Source organism: Shewanella frigidimarina NCIMB 400 (assembly GCF_000014705.1).
GTDB lineage: Bacteria > Pseudomonadota > Gammaproteobacteria > Enterobacterales > Shewanellaceae > Shewanella > Shewanella frigidimarina.
Map to the genome: position 1 here is coordinate 3,160,927 of NC_008345.1, position 20,246 is coordinate 3,181,172.

A 20,246-nucleotide genomic window follows, 5' to 3' on the forward strand; every position below is an offset into this window, starting at 1 on the left:
TATATTATGAATACTAAATTGAACCTCATTACCTTAGCGTTACTCACTAGTACCAGCTTTAGCCTGATGGCTGATGGTTATGGCCTAGCCAATGCTAAAACCGACAACATTAAATATGATGCTTGGAATTGTAAGGCTTGTGCTGTCGAAACTGGTACCACTGGAAATGTCGGTGTCGGTATTGGTTACAACAGCGAAGACGATATTAACTCAGCTAACGCCTTTAATAGCAGTAATCAAACTGCTGGCAAAATTGATGCCGATATAAAGTATCGCGGTAACAATGGCTACCAAGCAAAAGTCGTCGCAAATAATATCGGCATGAACAATGGCCGTATGGAAATAGATGTCGGTAAACTTGGATTGTATCGTCTTAATCTAGGCTATCGCTCCATTGCGACGTATCAAAGCAACAATGCATTAAGCCCTTATCAGAATATCGGCAGCGATAATCTTACTTTAGCGGATAATTGGGTAACGGCAGGTTCAAGCTCAGATATGCCAATGCTTTATAGCAGTTTAACCCCATTTGAATTGTCGCTTAAACGTGAACGTGCCGGTCTTGGGTTTGAATATCAAACAGAATCACTGTTCACAACCTACGTTAATTTTCAACGTGAAGAGAAAACCGGAACCAAAGTTGCTTCTGGCAGTTTCTTCAACCAATCAATGATGTTGGCAGAGCCTGTTGATTACACGACAGACATCTTAAACGCTGGGATTAAACTCCGTGGTGATAACTGGTTTACTAGCATAAACTACAATGGTTCAGTGTTTAGCAATAACAATCAACAGCTTGGCTTTGACAGTGCCTTTAACCCTACGTTTGGGGCGCAAAGTCGTGGTTACATGGCGCTAGACCCAGATAACGAGGCCCATACTATTTCACTAATGGGCCAATATAATGATTCCATTACCAGCTTAAGTGGTCGTTTGCTCTTGGGCCAAATGACTCAAGATCAGCAATTAACTAGCATAGGTTATGGTTATTCATTACCGGCAGATTCTATAGATGCGAAAGTTGATATCACCGGCATGACACTTAAAGCGGTGACCAAGCTGAACCGAGCATGGCGTCTCACTGGCAGTTATGATTATAACGACAGAGAAAACAACACCCAAATCGAACAATGGACCCAAATTAGTATTAACGATGTTACTGGCAAAGTGCGGTACAACACCCCATACGATCTCACTACCCATAACGCTAAATTATCAACTGACTATCGAATCAATCATGGTTTAAAACTCGATGCGGGTTATGATTTCAAACGAGATGAACGCAGTAATCAAGGTAGAGAAACCACTGACGATAATAACGTCTGGGCACGTTTACGGGTCAATAGTTTTGACATGTGGGATATGTGGCTTAAAGGTAGTTTGAGCAAGAGAGATGGTTCAGAATATAAAGCATCAGAATCGTCATCTGCAGAACAAAATCCGTTGCTACGTCGATACTATTTGGCCGACCGTGACCGCACTCAAATAGAGGCGCGCTTTAACCATAGTCCACTTGATAACTTGAACGTCGATTTTGGGGTTCGCTATGCATTGGATGACTATACAAATACGCAAATAGGCTTAACTGAATCAAAAGACACAAACTACGATATTAATCTGAGCTACATGATTAATGACGATATGAATGTTAATACATTTTATAATCATCAAATCATCAAGTCCGCTCAATCTGGCAGTGCCAATTTAAGTATAGCGACTTGGCAAGCCGATATTGAAGACACTGTCGATGTTGTTGGCGCAGGCTTAAGCTACAACAATTTAATGGACAGTCGTTTGCGCTTAGGTTTGGATTATACCTACTCAGACTCAGACAGTAATACCCAAGTAAGACAAGGTATTAGTGGCGATTACGGTGACTATTTTGCCAAAGTGCATAACATTAATGTGTATGCACAATATCAAGCCACCGAAAAAATGGCCTTGCGTATAGACTACAAAATGGAAAAATATCTTGATAATGATGACGCCAATGATATTGAGCCAGATACCATTTGGAATGTCATGAGTTTTGGCAATTTACAGCATGACTACACGGCACACATGATCATGCTCAACGTAAATTATAGTCTGTAAGTGAATTAACCGTTATATAACGGAGCCGTTCACAAAAAAATGACGCCAACCTTATCTAGGTTGGCGTTTTTATATCATTTGATTTAATGACGTTTGGACACAAAAACAGTCGCTAACATCCTATTGTATAAAAAACTTGCAATCACACCAGATTTAACATTATATTAACAATGTGAATAGCTTGTGATTGAAGTTTGGGCAAAAGGATGTTGCCCCCCATTTTACATTGTTCATCCTACAACCCTATTGCCTGTTCAAGACTCCCTCTTACTTTTTAACCTCTAATGCATTTAAGCATTAACCTCCTCCCAATACTTAGCCAACATCAGGTATCATTCAATACCGATATTTATTGCCTAGAGAAATTCATGTTTCAAATTGATACGCTAATTGCTGCTAAAATTGTCGACCGAACCATGAAAATTATTGGGCATAATATCAATGTCATGAATGCTCAGGCGGTGATATTAGGTTCAGGCGATATCGATCGAATTGGCACTGTACATGAAGGCGCACTATTAGCTATCAGCCAAAATCGCAATGTTGAAATAAGCCAAGCCATCGCTTCAAACTTACATGGCGTCAAACCTGGGCTAAATTTACCATTACATTACCATGGCCAAGTGGTTGGCGTTATCGGTATCACTGGCGAGCCAGACACATTAAGCCACTATGGTGAACTGCTTAAGATGACAGCAGAGATGATTGTCGAGCAAGCAAACTTGCAAGAGCAATTACAGTGGCAAAATCGTCAAACAGAGGAGTTTATTTCGCAACTCATTCATGCCAATGAACAAGACTTACCTTCTTTACAACAATGGGCATTGCAATTGGGTATCGATTTAAGCGTGCCGAGAGTGGCTGCCATCATTGAACTCGATAGTAATAACCCACTATATCAACAAGACAATCAAGCATTAAAACAAGTACTGTATTTATTACAAAATCCTGTACGCGATAACTTAATTGCGATGACATCACTCACTCAATTAGTGATTTTAAAACCGGCTTTTTTAGATGGTAAGCAATTTGACCCAGAGCTTGAAAATCAACGCATCAACAAATTGCTCAAACGCTTACCCGCCAATATGCAGCTTAGCCTGCATATTTCATTAGGGCATTATTTCGGTGGTGAACTCGGTATTAGTTACTCTTATCGTACCGCTAAAGAAACGTTAGATATTGGCAAAAAATTACATCCAACAAAAACCAAATATTTATACCAAGACTACAGCTTACAAGTGCTGTTATCAGGACTGCGGCACCACTGGCGAGGTAATGCGCTTGCCGGGCCGTACCTAAAACTCATTGAAGTCGACAATAACCAGCAATTACAAAAAACACTTGCCGCTTATCTAGATCACATGGGAGATATCCAAGCCTGCGCTAACAGTTTGTTTATCCATCGAAACACACTGCGTTATCGACTAGATAAAATTCAAACGATTACCAACATTGACCTACGCAGTTTTAATGGATTACTGAGTTTATATTTAGGCCAGTTAATTCACCAACCCAGCACCTAGTTGTGCGTGTGCACAAATTTAGTGTCAGCTTGCTTATTTATTGGTGCAAACGCACAGAGTAATTTATGGGTAATGGTTTACTATGATGAATACTAAACCACCCCTACAATAATAAATAACGAGTACTCTATGGGACTAATATTGATCTTACTCGGCGTAATAGCCTTTATCGTCATCGCCACCTCTAAATTTAAACTCCACCCTTTTTTAACCCTCATTTTAGCGTCGTTCCTCACCGCATTTGCCTATGGCTTACCCAGCAATGAAATCGCCAAAACCATCACTGGCGGTTTCGGTGGTATTTTAGGTTATATCGGCTTAGTCATTGTGCTCGGTACCATTATCGGTACCATTCTCGAAAAAAGTGGTGCAGCCATTACCATGGCAGATGTAGTGATTAAACTGTTTGGTCAACGGTTCCCAACGTTAACCATGTCAATGATTGGTTACTTAGTGTCGATCCCTGTTTTTTGTGATTCAGGTTTTGTGATTTTAAATTCATTAAAACAGTCAATGGCAAACCGGATGAAAGTGTCTCAAGTTGCCATGAGCGTCGCCCTAGCAACTGGGTTATACGCAACTCATACCTTTGTGCCGCCAACCCCAGGTCCTATTGCTGCGGCGGGTAACCTGGGTCTTGAATCTCAACTTGGACTCGTTATTGCTGTCGGTGTGTTTGTTGCTGCCATTGCCGCTTTTGCCGGTATGTTGTGGGCCAATCGTTTTGCCAATGAGCAACCTGACGGCGAAGGCGCCGATGAACTAAATCTACAACAAGAAGATTTTGATGATCTAAAGAAAACCTATGGCGAATTACCTAGTCCTACCAAAGCATTTGCGCCTATTTTTGTGCCTATCATTTTAATCTGCTTAGGCTCGGTGGCTAACTTCCCTTCAAAACCACTAGGTGAACAAGGCTTATTCGATTTATTAGTATTCTTGGGCCAACCTGTTAACGCCTTAATGATCGGCTTATTTTTATCATTATCACTATTAAAAAGTAACCAAAAAATCAAAGAGTTTAGCGATCGTATCAGCCAAGGTTTAGTGGTATCAGCGCCTATTTTATTAATCACTGGGGCTGGCGGCGCATTTGGTGCGGTATTAAAAGCCACCGAGATTGGCGCATTTTTAGGTAGCAGTTTATCCGCTTTAGGTGTGGGCATTTTTATGCCATTTATCGTGGCAGCCGCACTCAAATCAGCACAAGGTTCATCTACCGTGGCATTAGTCGCTACCTCAGCGTTAGTGGCACCATTACTAGGCGATATTGGTTTAGCCTCAGAAATGGGCCGAGTGCTAACTGTAATGGCAATTGGTGCGGGTGCGATGACAGTCTCACATGCAAACGATAGCTTCTTCTGGGTGGTGACTCAATTTAGCCGCATGAGCGTCAAACAAGCGTATCGAGCTCAAACAATGGCGACTTTAGTCCAAGGTGTCACGGCGATGATTACCGTTTATCTACTGAGTTTATTTTTACTGTAAATTATTAATCAGAGTCTTATATGAAAATCGTTATTGCACCAGATTCATTTAAAGAAAGCTTAAGCGCACTTGAAGTAGCTAATGCCATCGAAGATGGATTTAAGCAGGTATTCCCAAACGCGCAATATTGTAAGGTGCCAATGGCCGACGGCGGCGAAGGTACTGTGCAAGCGATGGTCGATGCCACCCAAGGACAGATTATTAATCTTACTGTCACTGGGCCTTTAGGTTTACCTGTAAACGCATTTTATGGCGTGTTAGGACAACTAGATGAGGATGGAAACCAAACTGCAATAATCGAAATGGCTGCGGCATCAGGTTTACACCTGGTGCCATCCACTCAACGTAATCCTTTATTAACCACCAGTTTTGGTACTGGTGAGTTGATTGCCGATGCATTAGACAGAGGCATAAGACACATCATTTTAGGCCTAGGTGGCAGTGCAACTAATGATGCCGGCGCAGGCATGATGCAGGCCTTAGGCGTAAAACTCAGTGATATAACTAATACTCCATTACCTTTGGGGGGTGCAGCCCTAGCCACATTACATTACATCAACATGCAATTATGCCATCCAGCCATTAAGGAGTGCGTGATTGAAGTGGCGTGCGATGTCGATAATCCGTTATGTGGACCGCGAGGCGCCAGTGCTATTTTTGGTCCACAAAAAGGCGCTACAACCGAGATGGTTGAGCAACTTGACCTCGCTTTGGGGCATTTTGCTCATGTCATTAACCAACACCTTAACCAACCAATTGATGGACACTGTCAATTGCACCCAGGGGCTGGTGCTGCTGGCGGTATGGGGTTTGGCGTAATGACAATGTTAAATGCAACCTTAAAACCTGGGGTCGATATTGTCACAAAAAGCGTTAAGCTGGCACAACATTGTCTTAATGCTGATCTCATTATCACCGGTGAAGGTCGAATGGACGGTCAAACCGTATTTGGTAAAACCCCCATGGGAGTATTGAATGTTGCCAAACAACAGAATATTCCGGTAATTGGCATTTCAGGATGCCTTGGTGAAAATGCAGATGTTATTTTAGCCGAAGGTATGCACGCTATTTTCCCTATCATTCCTGCGTTGCAGCCCTTAGAGCAAGTATTGTCTGAAGCTCAGGTTAATCTAACCAATACCGCGCGCAACATTGCTGCAATCATGTCACTTTCATTTGCGAGTAAGTAATCTTATCCAACACAAATGCCTTACCACATTTGTGTTGGATTATTCATATCAACATCTTTCATCTTCTGAATAACCGCAGCTAATCCGTAGTAATAACACGATAAATGCTTGAAGCGGAACCAGCCATACAGTAAAGTTAGCACCCTCATTTCGTCCTGAAGGTGCAGCGTTAATCGTAAAGCACCCGTCAATGCTATCAGGATGAAGTTTTCATCATTACGGCAAGCAAAATGACCTCGAAAATCACCCGTCAAGCAAACGCTTCAGAAGACAGTTTACTGCGTATTTTTACCGCCCCTGAAGATTCAACCTCGACGTTGAGCATTATTGAGCAAAAGCTATCTCAAGACCTCGCGGGTTTTTTAGGTAATAGCATCGCCGCACTGGAAAAACCACTGTCAGAAATTGAAACCGACTTTAGCGCCTATCAGATCCCAACAGAACCCAAGTTCGTTTCTGATTATGCCGACGAAATAATGCAAAACCTAGTCGCTCATTCAGTCCATACTTCAGCACCCAGTTTTATTGGACACATGACCTCGGCCTTGCCTTATTTTGTGTTACCACTGTCAAAAATGATGGTCGGGCTAAACCAAAATTTAGTCAAAATTGAAACATCCAAAGCCTTTACTCCATTAGAACGCCAAGTGTTAGGCATGATGCATAATTTGGTGTATCAGCAATCTGATGATTTCTATCATCAATGGATGCACAGCGCTAACCACTCACTCGGGGCATTTTGCTCAGGTGGCACCGTTGCTAATATCACCGCACTGTGGATTGCCCGAAACCGGCTGCTACAACCACGCGGCGATTTTAAAGGCGTCACCCGCGAAGGAATGACGAAAGCATTGCGCTTTTATGGCTATGATGACCTTGCTATTTTAGTGTCAGATCGCGGTCATTACTCTTTGGGTAAAACTGCCGACTTGCTGGGTATTGGCCGAGATAACATCATTAGCATCCCAACAGATGAACATCATAAAGTCGATGTTGCCGCCATGCGAGATGCAGCAGAAAAGCTGGCACAACAAAATATTAAAGTGATGGCCATTGTCGGTATCGCTGGCACAACAGAAACAGGCAATGTGGATCCCTTAACTGAATTAGCAGCGTTAGCCAGCGAGCTAAATTGCCATTTTCATGTCGACGCTGCCTGGGGCGGCGCGAGTTTATTATCTAAAAAATATAGCCACTTATTGAAAGGCATCGAATTAGCTGACTCCGTCACTATCGATGCTCATAAGCAAATGTATGTTCCAATGGGCGCTGGTATGGTGCTATTTAAAGATCCTGAACTGGCTAAAGCCATAGTGCACCATGCTGAATATATTCTACGGGTAGGTTCAAAAGACTTAGGCAGTCAAACGCTGGAAGGTTCGCGCCCAGGGATGGCAATGCTAGTGCATGCTTGTCTTCAGATTATTGGCCGTGATGGCTATGAAATTCTCATTAATAACAGCCTAGAAAAAGCCCGTTACTTTGGATCAATCATCGACCAACATGCTGACTTTGAGTTAGTCACAGCACCGGAGTTATGTTTACTGACCTATCGCTATGTACCAAAATCGGTGCAAGCTATACTCACTACAGCTCTAGCCAACCAAGACAGCGCTTTAGTTGCATCAATCAATGAACTACTCGATGGACTGACACAATTTATTCAAAAGCATCAACGCGAACAAGGTAAATCGTTTGTGTCACGCACACGTATTAAACCGGCAAAATACTTACGCCAACCAACGACAGTATTTCGTGTGGTACTGGCCAATCCGTTGACCAGTCATCAAATATTGCATGATGTACTGACAGAACAAGTTGAGATAGCCGCATTAGACAGCGAATACTTACCCCAGTTGTTGGCGTTGTAGAGCACAGACTCATCAATAACTTCGATGTTTATAGCTTGTTAGCTACCTTCTCGTCATCCCGGCAGTGTTTTTAAGCCGGGATCCAGATGTTTTCATTGTACTTTTGTACTCATGGCCTACGGCCACTAACGTCGTGGCGCTTCGCCCACACCAGACCAAGAGGAAACCAACGGCGGTTCCCTCTTGGAACTCCCAGCCGCCCCGCAACATTTTCGCTATTTATAAAACAAGAGCTGCGAAAAGTCGCCATGGGGTCAGATTTAACTTTGACCTACATTTGCAGACTGCTTCGGCCTTATTCGAAAATGCTATCGCTTCCGATAGGCCATATATGGACGCTCCCGGTGAGTCAAGATAATACTCTGCTTACCCAAAGCTTTTTGGCCTTAGTTTTCTATTCTATTGCTTCACACTTGTCATTGTTTTTGATGCGGCTCATTTACCGCTAGAAGCGGTTGAACTGCCATATATACGGGCTTAACAGTCAAGCTGCGCCCCTAATGAAATCCGTACCACTGCGCCTATCAATTGAAACATCCATGCGGATTAGGTTTACACTATCCTTGGCCTATTCAGGCTAGCACTGGTTGGACTGAGCCATTTATTCATCGTTAACAACAACCTTGGTGAGTGTTTAATGTGCTATCTTGCGGCTATTATCATCCAGTCGGGTTTATTACCCTTGGCCAGCCCGAGCTCAGCAAGATAGCGACAACAGTGTTAACAAGTACCATGGTTTACACCTTGATTTGCAGCATATTGCGGAACATAAGGCACTTGTTTTTGTAATAAAATCCATATTAGTCTGGCGAGTCTATGGGCGGTGGCAACCACCGTACTGCAGATGCTTTTTCGGCTTCTTAACTGCATTATCCAAAGGTTTAAATCATCTTGTTTTTTACTAGCGTGGCTGACGACTGCTCTGGCACCATGAATAAGTTGCTTGCGTAAATAGCCATTGCCTCGTTTGGTAATACTGCCATTAACACTTCTATGGCCAGAGGCAAATTGTTTAGGAGTTAACCCCAGCCACACACCCAACTCTTTAGCGGTATTAAAAGCCTGGCCTCGGCCAATTGATGCGACAAATGCTGAAGCGATGATGGGGCCGACACCTGGAATACTCAGTAATATTTTGCCATTAGGGTCACGCTCAATAAGCTTTTTTATCAAGGTATTAATTCTGTCTAAACGTGTATTTACACTTTGATATTCACCCCAGAAGTCATTTGCCATCAGCTTGATTATGGGACGTTGTGATGCATCATTAATGATGTCCCAAATGGCCACTTCAAACGCTTTATAGCCTTGGGCAAAACAAATGCCAAAATCAACTAAGACACCTCTAATTTGGTTAGTACAGGCGGTTTTCTCCTTTACTAATCGCTCCCTGATACGGTGCAACATCAATATCTCTTGCTGCTCTTCGGTTTTCACTGGCACGAAACGAATGTTAGGCCTAAAGCTGGCTTCATAAATCGCCATAGTGTCATTGTTATCATTTTTACTGCCTCGCACGAACGGGGTGACATGTTGGGCAGGAATGAGCTTAACGTTATGCCCCATAGCGAGAAACTTACGCCCCCAGTAATGGGATGAATAACAAGCCTCGAAGACCACATCGCAATTGGGTTGTTGCAGCATAAATTCGGTCAGTTGAGTGCGATTTAAACGCTTATTGAAGACTTGTTTTGCATGACAATCCATCCCAAGGACTTGAAATACATTCTTGGCCAAATCAATCGAAATAGTGGTAACTTTCATGGTGGACGCTCCTTAAGTAACTGTGTGGTTCAACATCAGTTTGGCGCATTAGGGAGCGTCCATCTCATCATCCATGGCCAACGAAAGCTAGCCTGACGTCCTGTCAGGCTCACGCTATTTTCTTCAACGGCCTCAAGTGCAGAGTTGAATTTAGGCATTTTCAAGCAGTGACTAGCTCGTTTTTGGACAAAAATCATTTAGAGTCAGAGTTCTAATCCGCTCACTTCGGATAACTATAGTTTGGGTAAGTGAGCATTTCGTTCCTCGAAAACGGGTTTGTTCAACACCCAAATAAAGTGTCATCTGCGCGACACTTATTCGCCGCATACTCGTCAACTGTGCGACGAATTACCAAGTTTTTTGACCGTTTCCCCGACACTCTAACCATTGATGATTTAATGCATTACTTCAGCCAACTTATCGGTAATGTTTCTTGGATCACCATAAAACTTGACCGCTGTGGCCTTCAGTTTTTCTATAAACATAGTCTGCACCTTAATCTATGAATCACACCTAACTAATCCTTAGAGGTTTTTAAGCGGGTCCCATACAATTTGCGCCCTCTCAATATGTTTTTGCAAAACAAGTTTGTCACCTAGTGACGCAAGGAAGCGTTGGTCAAGGTCAAAGTGCACTCCATAGATTTCCTTACACATATATTCTACTGCAGACAGGCAAGTGACATGATCGACACTCCTCAATTTGATTATTAGTTCAAAGACAGTATCGAATACAGTTGTACTAAATTGAACGTAATCTGAGTCGCTTAGGTTGGATTGTTCGCTGTGTTGACCACAATCCATTGACCACATCAATTGGCCCACAGCGTAAGTCAAAAAGTGCACTGTCGTTGGTCTCATAAGACTCAAGTGATGTTTATTTTCGACGTTAGGGTCATTTTTCTGCAGCCAGTCATGAACCCTAACTAGTTCTTTCATCACACTGAAATCGTTATGCTTCTTTCCTGTGATATTGCTTTTTAGATTGACTTTACCTTGCTCTTTTAAGTGAGTAACTAATATACAACATAGGTTTCGAATCACATGGTACTCTTCAGGAGCTATTCTATCCGATTTTAGTACGATTTTGGCCAGTGTTTCGGCCAGGGCTACCCATCTTGGGTCGAAAGTACCACTAGGCAAATTCAGCTCGCTTTCAATCAGTCGAGGAATATTTAACGTATCCTGTGTGTTGATGATCCAGTTACCGTTATTGGCTATCTTCACCTCACAATAATCAATGTTATGCTCAAAACATTTTCGTGCCAGTAGCCCGTTTGTATAAATATTCTTTAGCACCGTGGTTTGTATCAGATCCGCGAGTTCTTGGTTGTGGTTCTTGTAGGATAGGGTTTGTTTCGAAAGGCCATGAAGAATGGAGTCAAATCTTGTGCTAAATGATTTCAGCTTCTCTTCGATCTGGACTAAATTCTGTCCCAGATAAAACTGCATGTATGCAGTTAATTGTACAGCTTTAAACAGGCAATCAAAGGCAAAGGGAAGGATCATAATGCGTCGAGATTGTGTTGCATCACCGTCACCCTTACCTTGATCGATTTCGAAGTAGAACATTTTTACCAAAGCGCTATTCTCCCTCGCCTTGGTATCATCCAGCATATTGAAGTCTACGACGTTGTCCATACTGGCTTTATGCATTCGCTCCGGTTCAACATAACGGATCAGCTCACGCCATCTGGGATTGATGATAGATAGTTTGTAGGACAAGACCAGAAGTTTATATAACTGTGATTTAGCCTTTTTCTTTAACCACTCTACTTTGTCCTCAGTAATAGGGAGCAGGTCCAATATGTATTTAATCTCACGATCAGTGTTATACGAATCTCTATCGCTAGTCGCTTTCGCATACGTAGAGTGAAGGTACTCAAGCAGTTCGCCTTCTTTTAACTCAGTAGAGCGCAATTCAAGCGAGTTCGATGCTTCATACCGACTTGGGAATAGGGCCACTAAATATCTATCAAATGATGTTCTACATTGATGCAGGTTTGCCGTTGTCTCTTTATCAAAATCAGTCACATAGTACGGCGGCTCTTCACCGCGCAACAAATGCTCATACAACACCCGGTACAACGGTGAGAACAACTCAGGTGCAGTAAAGTAGTTCGAGTCCGATTTGGTTAAATACCATTCAAGACTCTGTCGTCTCAGTGCTTCTTTAATTTGGGATTTACTCATAGCGCCTTTCCTCGAAGAACGGGCAGTGGCAAGCCACTGCCAAACAGGTTTGCTAAGCCGAGAATGTTGGTCCGCGGCCCCGATGTGCACTGATGCGGTTGTAAACAGATTGGTTGCTAAGGCCAAATTTTTTGGCGATTGCAGGTACGCTATACCCCTTTTCGTATAGGTATTGCATTAAACGATCTTGCTCGACCCGGGACAGACCTTCTACGAATATTGCTTCTAGGACGTCGTCATTCATAGTTCGAAACATGTGATTCTCCTTCTGCGTTGATGTTTCAAACACTATCCTAGTGATTAGGAATAAAGCATTACATAGACAGTTTTCCCCGAAAACAAATAGTTTTATATAAACAGTTAGTTATGAGCATCCATGTTACGAATTACTGATAATAAAATGAGAGTAACCGCATTGTCATGTGTAAGGAACAACATTGTTTCCGCAATATCTGTAGCCTTAGGGGGCCGGTGTTGCTCAAGGAAACCAAGGGGAGTCGCAGACTTCTCGTCGCCAAGGATTGTAACGCTAAATGATAAAGGGGCATAAATGATTTGCATACCTTGCTTGCAATTGGCGTGATTCAACTCTGAACTTGAGGACGTTGAAGAAAATAGCGTGAAGCTCACATGGATGTGAGCTTAGCTTTCGCGGTACAGGATGTACCATCGGAAGCGTTAGCATTTTCGAATAAGACCGAAGAAGGATTCAAACGAGGCCAAAAGCTAGATTAATTTCCGTCGCGACCTTTTCGCTGTTCAGAAAATGTTGACCACATCAGAACGCTGAGGGTTTGCAAAGGGGTACAAGCGCTTTACCCATTTGCTCTGGTGTGGGTGAAGCGCCACGACGTTAGTGGCCACAGGCCATGTCAAACAGTTTCACTATGTTAAGGGTTAAGCCAGAGAACCTACTGACTTTCCGAATTACCCGCTCTTATAGCCGCGTAGCGAACTAGCAGGACGAAGTCCGCCTAGTCTCTAGGCTTGTTCGCTTTTATCGCTCTCAGCGTTGTAATCGTTTGTTACCATTGACGATCAAATTTCAGACATAAAAAAGCCCCAACTATTGTTGAGGCTTTTTTACACCACTCTCTATTACTAGAGATTATAATGGTACCCGAGGCCGGACTTGAACCGGCACGCTTATTCAGCGAGGGATTTTAAATCCCTTGTGTCTACCGATTCCACCACTCGGGCAAAGTGTTGTTTTAACCGTTACTTAAAGTAACCATTAAACGCAATTTTGTGGAGGCGCGACCCGGAGTCGAACCGAGATAGACGGATTTGCAATCCGTAGCATAGCCATTCTGCCATCGCGCCATCTTTAACCAAATTCAAATCCATCGGATAAGATAAGAAATTGGAGCGACATATCGGGTTCGAACCGATGACCTATACCTTGGCAAGGTATCGCTCTACCAACTGAGCTAATGTCGCTTATTCAATCGTTTCAACGCTTTATTAAATCTGCGAGAAAGGTATCGTCTTTCAACCTATCCAACTGAGCTAATGTCACGTATTCAATCTTTTCAATGCTTTATTAAATCTGCTAGAAAGGTATCGTTTTCCAACCTATCCAACTGAGCTAATGTCGCATTAATCGTGTTAGTTAACATAAAACCCTAAGGCTTGTTGCTGACTCATCACTTGTCTACGGGGAGGCATTCTACCGAATTAACCTCGTGTGTCAATTATTGATTTACGCAATTTTGACTGTTTGCGCACTAAATAATCTTATTGAACTATTATTATGCTATTCTGCCGTTAAATCTTTCCAAGCTGCTGAAATGTAACTCATCATCGACCAGAACGTCAGTGCTGCGGCAATATAAAACAAGCCATAAGCGACATCTGTTAGCCAAGGTGTAGGTTTCCAAATCAATCCAATAATGGCGATCATTTGCGTGGCAGTTTTATATTTACCAATCCAAGACACGGCAACTACGCCACGTTTGCCTATTTCGGCCATCCATTCACGCAGGGCTGAAATAACAATTTCGCGACCAATCATAAATAACGCCGCTAAGGTTAAGTACACATTGTCATTTTGTTGAACCAACAGCACTAATGCTGTCGACACCATGACTTTATCTGCTACTGGATCTAAAAAAGCGCCAAATCGGGTTAGTTGACCAAGTTTACGGGCAGCATAACCGTCTAACCAATCAGTCAAAGCGGCCAACCAGAAAATAAATGCCGAAACAAATGGTGCCCATGGATATGGTAAATAGAATACCGCTATAAATACGGGTAACAAAGCAATACGGAATAATGTCAGTGCAATAGGTAAGTTAAACGGCATAAAAAGACCAATTTGTCAGAAGCAGCGCCAATCTTGCCTTAATTTTAGCCCCCTCGCAATGCATCATGAATTGTTTGTGCCATTTCTAAGCTAATTCCGGGTACTTTTGTCAATTCAGCCACGCTAGCGCCCTTCACTTCTTGAATTCCGCCTAAATGTTGCAACAAAGCTTTACGTCTTTTAGGGCCCACACCTGCGATGGATTCTAGGGTAGAAGTATTGCGAGTTTTTTGACGTTTATTACGGTGTCCGGTAATCGCAAAGCGATGTGACTCATCGCGAATGTGTAACATCAAATGAAATGCAGGTGAGTCACTGGCAACCTCGAACGTTTGCTCACTACCACCAACGGTAAACGTTTCGAGCCCTGCTTTACGGCCTTCACCTTTAGTTACGCAAATGAGCAATGGCGGATGATCAATGTTGACACACTTTTCATCGACAATTGTTTGCGCCACTCTTAACTGGCCAATACCGCCATCAATGAAGACTAAATCAGGTACTTTGCCATTGTTATCGATTTTATCAAATCGACGGCTTATAGCTTGTTCCATCGCGGCATAATCATCACCACCAGTAATACCGGTAATGTTGTAACGGCGATAATCAGCTTTATGTGGCCCTTCACGATTGAACACCACACACGATGCGACTGTGCTTTCGCCCATGGTGTGACTAATATCAAAGCATTCCATCCGCTTAATCGGTTCATTAAGCTCAAGTGCTTCTTCAAGTAATTGAAAGCGTTGTTCTACGGTATTTTTATGCGATAACTTAGTAGCGACGGCATTACTGGCATTGGTCATGGCAAGGCGTAAAAAATTTGCTCTGTCGCCTCTTACTTGCGTTTTTAACTCAAACTTTTTATCTAATGCGTGTTCTATCGACGCTTGTAATTCTGTTATACCGTCAAAGTGATGACTGAGGATGACTTCTTTTGGAATCGTGCGCTGAATATCGGCATTTAGGTAAAACTGGCCCAAGAATGATGACAACACTTCTTCAATTTCAGTTTCTGCTGGTACGGAAGGATAATAGCTGCGACTGCCAAAAATTTTACCATCACGAATAAACAGTAGATGAAAACAGGCAATACCAGAGGCGTAATCGACGCCGATGACATCCATATCACCTTTATGATTTGACACTTCCTGCTGCTCTGCTACGCGCCTTAATGCGGTAATTTGGTCACGATACTGCGCAGCTCGCTCGTATTCCATATCAATTGCAGCGGTTTCCATTTTGGCCACCAGCTGTGATATGACTTGTTTATCTTTTCCGCGTAAAAATAAACCGGCTAATTTGACCTGTTCGCTGTATTCATCATCACTGACAATCCCCACGCAAGGCGCACTGCAGCGATCTAATTGATACTGTAAACAAGGGCGAGATCTGGATTTATAATATAAGTCATCGCATTGACGGATTGGAAACAGCTTTTGTATTAAATGCAAACTTTCACGTACTGCGCCACCATTAGGATATGGGCCAAAATAATGGCCTTTTTCACGTTTGGGCCCACGATGATAAGCAAGCCGAGGGTGCTTATGGCCGCTCAACAGAATATATGGATAAGATTTATCATCACGCAGTAGCACGTTGTATTTGGGCATGTACTGTTTGATGTAATCATTTTCGAGTAATAACGCGTCAGTTTCGCTATGCGTAACGGTCACATCAATATGATCGATATGCGAAACTAGCGCCTGAGTTTTAACATTGGCGATGTTAACTCTAAAATACGAGCTTAAACGTTTTTTGAGATCTTTAGCTTTACCAACATAAATAACCTGTTGGTGCTTATCGTACATTCGATAAACACCAGGTGCTGAGGTAACATTTTTTAAAAAGGATTTGGCGTTAAAACCACTTGGCATGATTAAAGCTACTTAATGCGTTGCGAGGAATACATTATTCCTGACTAGAATGAACCTGTATCGAGCATTTTGTAACGGATAGCTAAACGGGTCAACTCAACGTCACCGCCGATCCCCAGTTTCGCAAATAGTCGATAACGATAACTGTTGACGGTTTTAGGGCTTAAATTTAATTTTTCAGAAATATCATTAACCTTTTCACCATTGGTTATCATCATCATGATTTGCAATTCACGTTCAGACAAACTGCTAAATGGATTCTCGTCAGAGTGGTTAAATTGGCTTAGCGCCATTTGTTGCGCAATTTCTGGCGACAAATAACGTTGACCACGAGCCACTTGAGTAATGGCTCGTAATACTTCTGGTGATGTGGAACCTTTAGTTAAGTAACCAGAAGCACCAGCCTGCATCACTTTGGTCGGAAAAGGGTCTTCTGTTTGTACGGTTAACACAATAATTTTAGCGTCTGGCTGATAGCGTAAAATCTTACGGGTGGCTTCTAATCCCCCCATACCAGGCATATTCATGTCCATTAAAATGACATCAGCTTCATTCTGTCGAGACCACTGTACGGCTGTTTCTCCATCAGGTGCTTCACCGATGACTTTAATACCGCGTTCATCTTCCAAAATGCGACGAATACCCGTTCTCACGAGTTCATGGTCGTCAACCAAATATACAGATATCACGTAAACCCACCTATTATTATGCGTAATTCATTTTGAATTTTAGGGCCGTTTTTATATATAAAACATTTATATGCAAAATCTTATCGCAAAAAAATACTGGTAACATTGCATATTTTCACACATCTCATTTATCTGCTTGAATTTAGCATCTTTACATTTACTGACACAAGCAAAGTAAATTATTAACGTGAAGAGCGAACATAAAACAGGCAGCTTTGTTACCTTAGCATTGCAATTTAACCATTTTAAATCATTCACCTTGCAAGGTGATAATAATAGTACGCGCCGAAGTATGGTCGCGATGTTCACATAAATATAAACCTTGCCAAATACCCAAGTTCAAACGTCCATTGGTAATCGGAATAGACTGGCTAGAACCAATCAAGGTCGACTTGATATGAGCAGGCATATCATCCGCGCCTTCATAAGTATGCTGAAAGTATGGTGCACCTTCTGGTGCAAGTACATTAAAATGTCGCTCCAAATCACCACGGACCGTAGGATCAGCATTTTCGTTTATCGCAAGCGATGCAGAAGTATGCTGAATAAATACATGCAATAAGCCAACATTGATACCTCTTAGCTCTGGCAGCCGCGCTATCACTTCATCAGTAATTAAATGAAATCCACGCTGCTTCGGATTAAGTGTCATCTCTCGTTGTAACCACATCAAATAAATCCTTCTTTAAACGACATTTGCAGGTAGATCAGCAATTATGTAGCTTATCATCGACAATACTTTTGGCGGAATGATAGTAAATTATACACCTGATTAGGGTTACGTTTGAATCATCTTGCATTGATTTTCACGCAATTTACCTACCCTTTACCGAACAAGCGCCCAATAAATAGTAACATCAATATTTACCACTAAAACAGATGTTTTGAGCCTTAACTCTAAAAGTGGAGTAAGCGTCACGATTGTGAGTGATTGTATTTCAATACACAGCAGCATAGAGCGGGTACGCCCAAGTGCTGAATACAATAAAAACAATATGATAATAATAAATTTAAAATCAGCTACCAATAACGCCAAAAGCAACGGCATAAATATACTGTCACAAGTTTATAGCACTGACATATATACAAAAAAATTGCACCAACGGCAAATAATAAAGCCCTTACATCTTTATTGATGTAAGGGCTTCAAAATCTGATTAATGCATTAGCAAAATGATTGCTACGTACATGCTCCCCAAGTAATACCATCCTTACTGCACTGCTTAATATTAGTATTATTACTTTGCTCAGTTAACTGGGTCCAACTAATCATCCCAGTACTTGCATCATAGTTTTTCTCGGTGGTTACCCTATGTTCTTGAGAGTCGTCAGTTTTACGTTTGTACCAGCTAAAGTCAGCATCCTGTAAACCAGTATCATCTGTAAATGTATAACCATAATCAGTTAATAAAGTGACTAACTCTGTGGTTGAATATTCTGCAGAACGGTCTTGTAAATTAACCCAATCATTAAGCGTTGCAAACGCCCCATTAGTTTTAAATTGTGAAAACTGCATAAGATAATTAATATTGTTTTCGCTATAATCAACGTAATAAACACGCTCATAAGCTTGAGTAAAAATATCGGCCGTGAATTGACACTCACCAGTATCTGTTGAGTAGGTATTGCTTAGTGTAAATTGTACCGGTACGAGTTCGACGTCATGAGTAACCATAATACTTTCGTTATTAAAACAAGTCTCTAACTGACCATTAGCGGTATTTCGCTCATCATAACTAGCGATGTACCTGCCATTATCACCCCATGAAAATGCGTTATTATGACGGCGATAATAGACATATAGAACGGCATCAGTTACGTCGCCATTATCATCGCTTATCATTCTTGCCGACTCTGAGAAAAATTGACTATCGTCAGGGTAGAAAACAACGATATCTCGGTACCAGACATTTTCAGTAAGCTGTTCTGCTGCAGGTGCTTTATCTAGATAATGAATAACTCGGATATAACTCGCGTCCTTGTAGGCATCATTAGTTAACAGTTCAGCTTTCTTCTTCAAACTTAAGCTTAACCCCGTCACATAACGGCGCGCCGTCTGTTGCAATGCTTGATTCCCATTTTCAATAAAGTCGCTGAATAGATCATCAATCGATATGTTAGATTTTCGAGTAAAATCATCAATGGCTTCATTAATAAGCGAAGCATAATTCAGTTGGCTTTGAGGATTGTCAATGAGCTGTTGACAACTAGCTTGAAGAACCTCGGCATTTCTATCCATTGCGTTTGTACTGTTAACCGTAGGAGATGAAGATAACATGTCCCAAACTGCCGACGTTAATGGCGTAATATATGCGGCTTGTTCAGGATTAAACTGTCCATAAAGCGGAGGATAAATAAGTTGATAAGCAGAGGTAACCACGCCTTCGGTTTCATCAATTGCGCCAACAGGAACATCTACTCTTACCGGTACTAAAGTGGCACAAACTTGTTGCTCGGCATTATATTTCAACGAATACTCTCCGCCGGCATCGGTGACATCATTTGGCTCATCTTCATCAAACACACCGTTATTGTTAATATCTAACCATACCGTAGCACCCATTAAATACCCATCAATCACTCTCCCCTGATGCCCTTGTTGTAAAGGGATAGGTAATACAGTTAGTCGGGTTTCAACGCTGTTTGTTGCACCTTCATTATCGGTAACAGTCAGTTGGAAACTAAATTCGGTATCTTGTTGTACTTCAGGTGCAATAAAGCCTGTTACAGATTGCGTAGCATCAGAAAGCGCAACCGTGGGCGCGCCATTGTCAATTTGTAGCCATTGATAGCTTTGGATTTGGCCATCGGAATCCACGCTGGCACTGCCATTTAATTGTACTTCGGTCAAAGAAATTACTGATGAAAGAGAGGCAATGTTAGCAACCGGAATAATATTTTCCGGCGGAGGCGGGGGCGGTGTCAATGGGGCTTGATCTGAGCTACTGTCATTTCCACCACCACATGCTGTTAAACCCAGTAATGTGGTTAATGTTACTATCCTATGTAATTTCACTGTATATCCTTATCTTTTTTTGATTTTAAATTATTAGTGATTAGTGAATCAAATTGTTGCAAATATGAGTATTTTTAGTTAACAACAAAGAATACTATCACCAAGGTTTATTTTCGACAACAAAAAATGAAAATGAAAACAAAGGTTAACTAACATAAAAACATATACTTAAGTTTTTTCATTATGTCGAGGATGAATCGAGACCTTATAAGCATCAACTTTAGGCACAAAATG

14 protein-coding genes and 3 tRNA genes are annotated in these 20,246 nt (G+C 41.9%); 6 read left to right on the top strand and 11 right to left on the bottom strand.

Annotation, left to right across the window (positions count from 1 at the left end):
* Positions 1-6 precede the first annotated feature (6 nt).
* The 5 genes from SFRI_RS13540 to panP all read left to right on the top strand — a co-directional run bounded on the left by SFRI_RS13540 (position 7) and on the right by panP (position 8,169).
* Positions 7-2,094: an MtrB/PioB family decaheme-associated outer membrane protein gene (locus SFRI_RS13540; protein ID WP_011638089.1), complete on the top strand. Its 2,088-nt coding sequence runs from the start codon at positions 7-9 to the stop codon at positions 2,092-2,094.
* A gap of 368 nt (positions 2,095-2,462) precedes the next feature.
* Positions 2,463-3,620: a sugar diacid recognition domain-containing protein gene (locus SFRI_RS13545; RefSeq protein ID WP_041413104.1), complete on the top strand. Its 1,158-nt coding sequence runs from the start codon at positions 2,463-2,465 to the stop codon at positions 3,618-3,620.
* Between the two features lie 129 nt (positions 3,621-3,749).
* Positions 3,750-5,108 (top strand): GntP family permease, encoded by a 1,359-nt coding sequence (locus SFRI_RS13550; protein WP_011638091.1) that lies wholly within the window; start codon positions 3,750-3,752, stop codon positions 5,106-5,108.
* Positions 5,109-5,128: 20 nt separating this feature from the next.
* Entirely contained in the window at positions 5,129-6,298 is a 1,170-nt protein-coding gene (locus SFRI_RS13555; protein WP_011638092.1) for a glycerate kinase, read from the top strand.
* A 230-nt stretch (positions 6,299-6,528) separates the two neighbouring features.
* On the top strand, positions 6,529-8,169 hold the full coding sequence (gene panP, locus SFRI_RS13560) for a pyridoxal-dependent aspartate 1-decarboxylase PanP (protein WP_011638093.1): 1,641 nt from the start codon (positions 6,529-6,531) through the stop codon (positions 8,167-8,169).
* Positions 8,170-8,889: 720 nt separating this feature from the next.
* Here the strand turns inward: panP and SFRI_RS13565 are convergent.
* Entirely contained in the window at positions 8,890-9,933 is a 1,044-nt protein-coding gene (locus tag SFRI_RS13565; protein ID WP_011635888.1) for an IS110-like element ISShfr3 family transposase, read from the bottom strand.
* Between the two features lie 296 nt (positions 9,934-10,229).
* Between SFRI_RS13565 and SFRI_RS21305 the strand changes: the two genes are divergently transcribed.
* Positions 10,230-10,439, top strand: a complete 210-nt coding sequence (locus tag SFRI_RS21305; RefSeq protein ID WP_279625715.1) for a phage integrase N-terminal SAM-like domain-containing protein — start codon at positions 10,230-10,232, stop codon at positions 10,437-10,439.
* 18 nt (positions 10,440-10,457) lie between these two features.
* Here SFRI_RS21305 and SFRI_RS13570 read toward each other — a convergent pair whose 3' ends face one another.
* The 10 genes from SFRI_RS13570 to SFRI_RS13625 all read right to left on the bottom strand — a co-directional run bounded on the left by SFRI_RS13570 (position 10,458) and on the right by SFRI_RS13625 (position 20,012).
* Entirely contained in the window at positions 10,458-12,125 is a 1,668-nt protein-coding gene (locus SFRI_RS13570) for a hypothetical protein (RefSeq protein WP_011638095.1), read from the bottom strand.
* A 52-nt stretch (positions 12,126-12,177) separates the two neighbouring features.
* The gene (locus SFRI_RS21900) at positions 12,178-12,381 is read right to left on the bottom strand and encodes a helix-turn-helix domain-containing protein (protein WP_049763545.1); all 204 of its coding nucleotides are present in this window, start codon (positions 12,379-12,381) and stop codon (positions 12,178-12,180) included.
* An 858-nt stretch (positions 12,382-13,239) separates the two neighbouring features.
* Positions 13,240-13,325: transfer RNA gene (locus SFRI_RS13585), tRNA-Leu, on the bottom strand.
* 49 nt (positions 13,326-13,374) lie between these two features.
* Positions 13,375-13,448, bottom strand: a tRNA-Cys gene (locus tag SFRI_RS13590).
* A gap of 41 nt (positions 13,449-13,489) precedes the next feature.
* A tRNA-Gly gene (locus tag SFRI_RS13595) sits at positions 13,490-13,565 on the bottom strand.
* Positions 13,566-13,881: 316 nt separating this feature from the next.
* Positions 13,882-14,430: a CDP-diacylglycerol--glycerol-3-phosphate 3-phosphatidyltransferase gene (gene pgsA / locus SFRI_RS13600; RefSeq protein ID WP_011638096.1), complete on the bottom strand. Its 549-nt coding sequence runs from the start codon at positions 14,428-14,430 to the stop codon at positions 13,882-13,884.
* Between the two features lie 44 nt (positions 14,431-14,474).
* The gene (gene uvrC / locus SFRI_RS13605; RefSeq protein ID WP_011638097.1) at positions 14,475-16,307 is read right to left on the bottom strand and encodes an excinuclease ABC subunit UvrC; all 1,833 of its coding nucleotides are present in this window, start codon (positions 16,305-16,307) and stop codon (positions 14,475-14,477) included.
* A 44-nt stretch (positions 16,308-16,351) separates the two neighbouring features.
* On the bottom strand, positions 16,352-16,996 hold the full coding sequence (uvrY, locus tag SFRI_RS13610) for a UvrY/SirA/GacA family response regulator transcription factor (protein WP_011638098.1): 645 nt from the start codon (positions 16,994-16,996) through the stop codon (positions 16,352-16,354).
* A gap of 250 nt (positions 16,997-17,246) precedes the next feature.
* On the bottom strand, positions 17,247-17,666 hold the full coding sequence (locus SFRI_RS13615; protein WP_011638099.1) for a secondary thiamine-phosphate synthase enzyme YjbQ: 420 nt from the start codon (positions 17,664-17,666) through the stop codon (positions 17,247-17,249).
* Positions 17,667-18,176: 510 nt separating this feature from the next.
* Positions 18,177-20,012, bottom strand: a complete 1,836-nt coding sequence (locus SFRI_RS13625; RefSeq protein WP_011638100.1) for a PKD domain-containing protein — start codon at positions 20,010-20,012, stop codon at positions 18,177-18,179.
* Positions 20,013-20,246 lie beyond the last annotated feature (234 nt).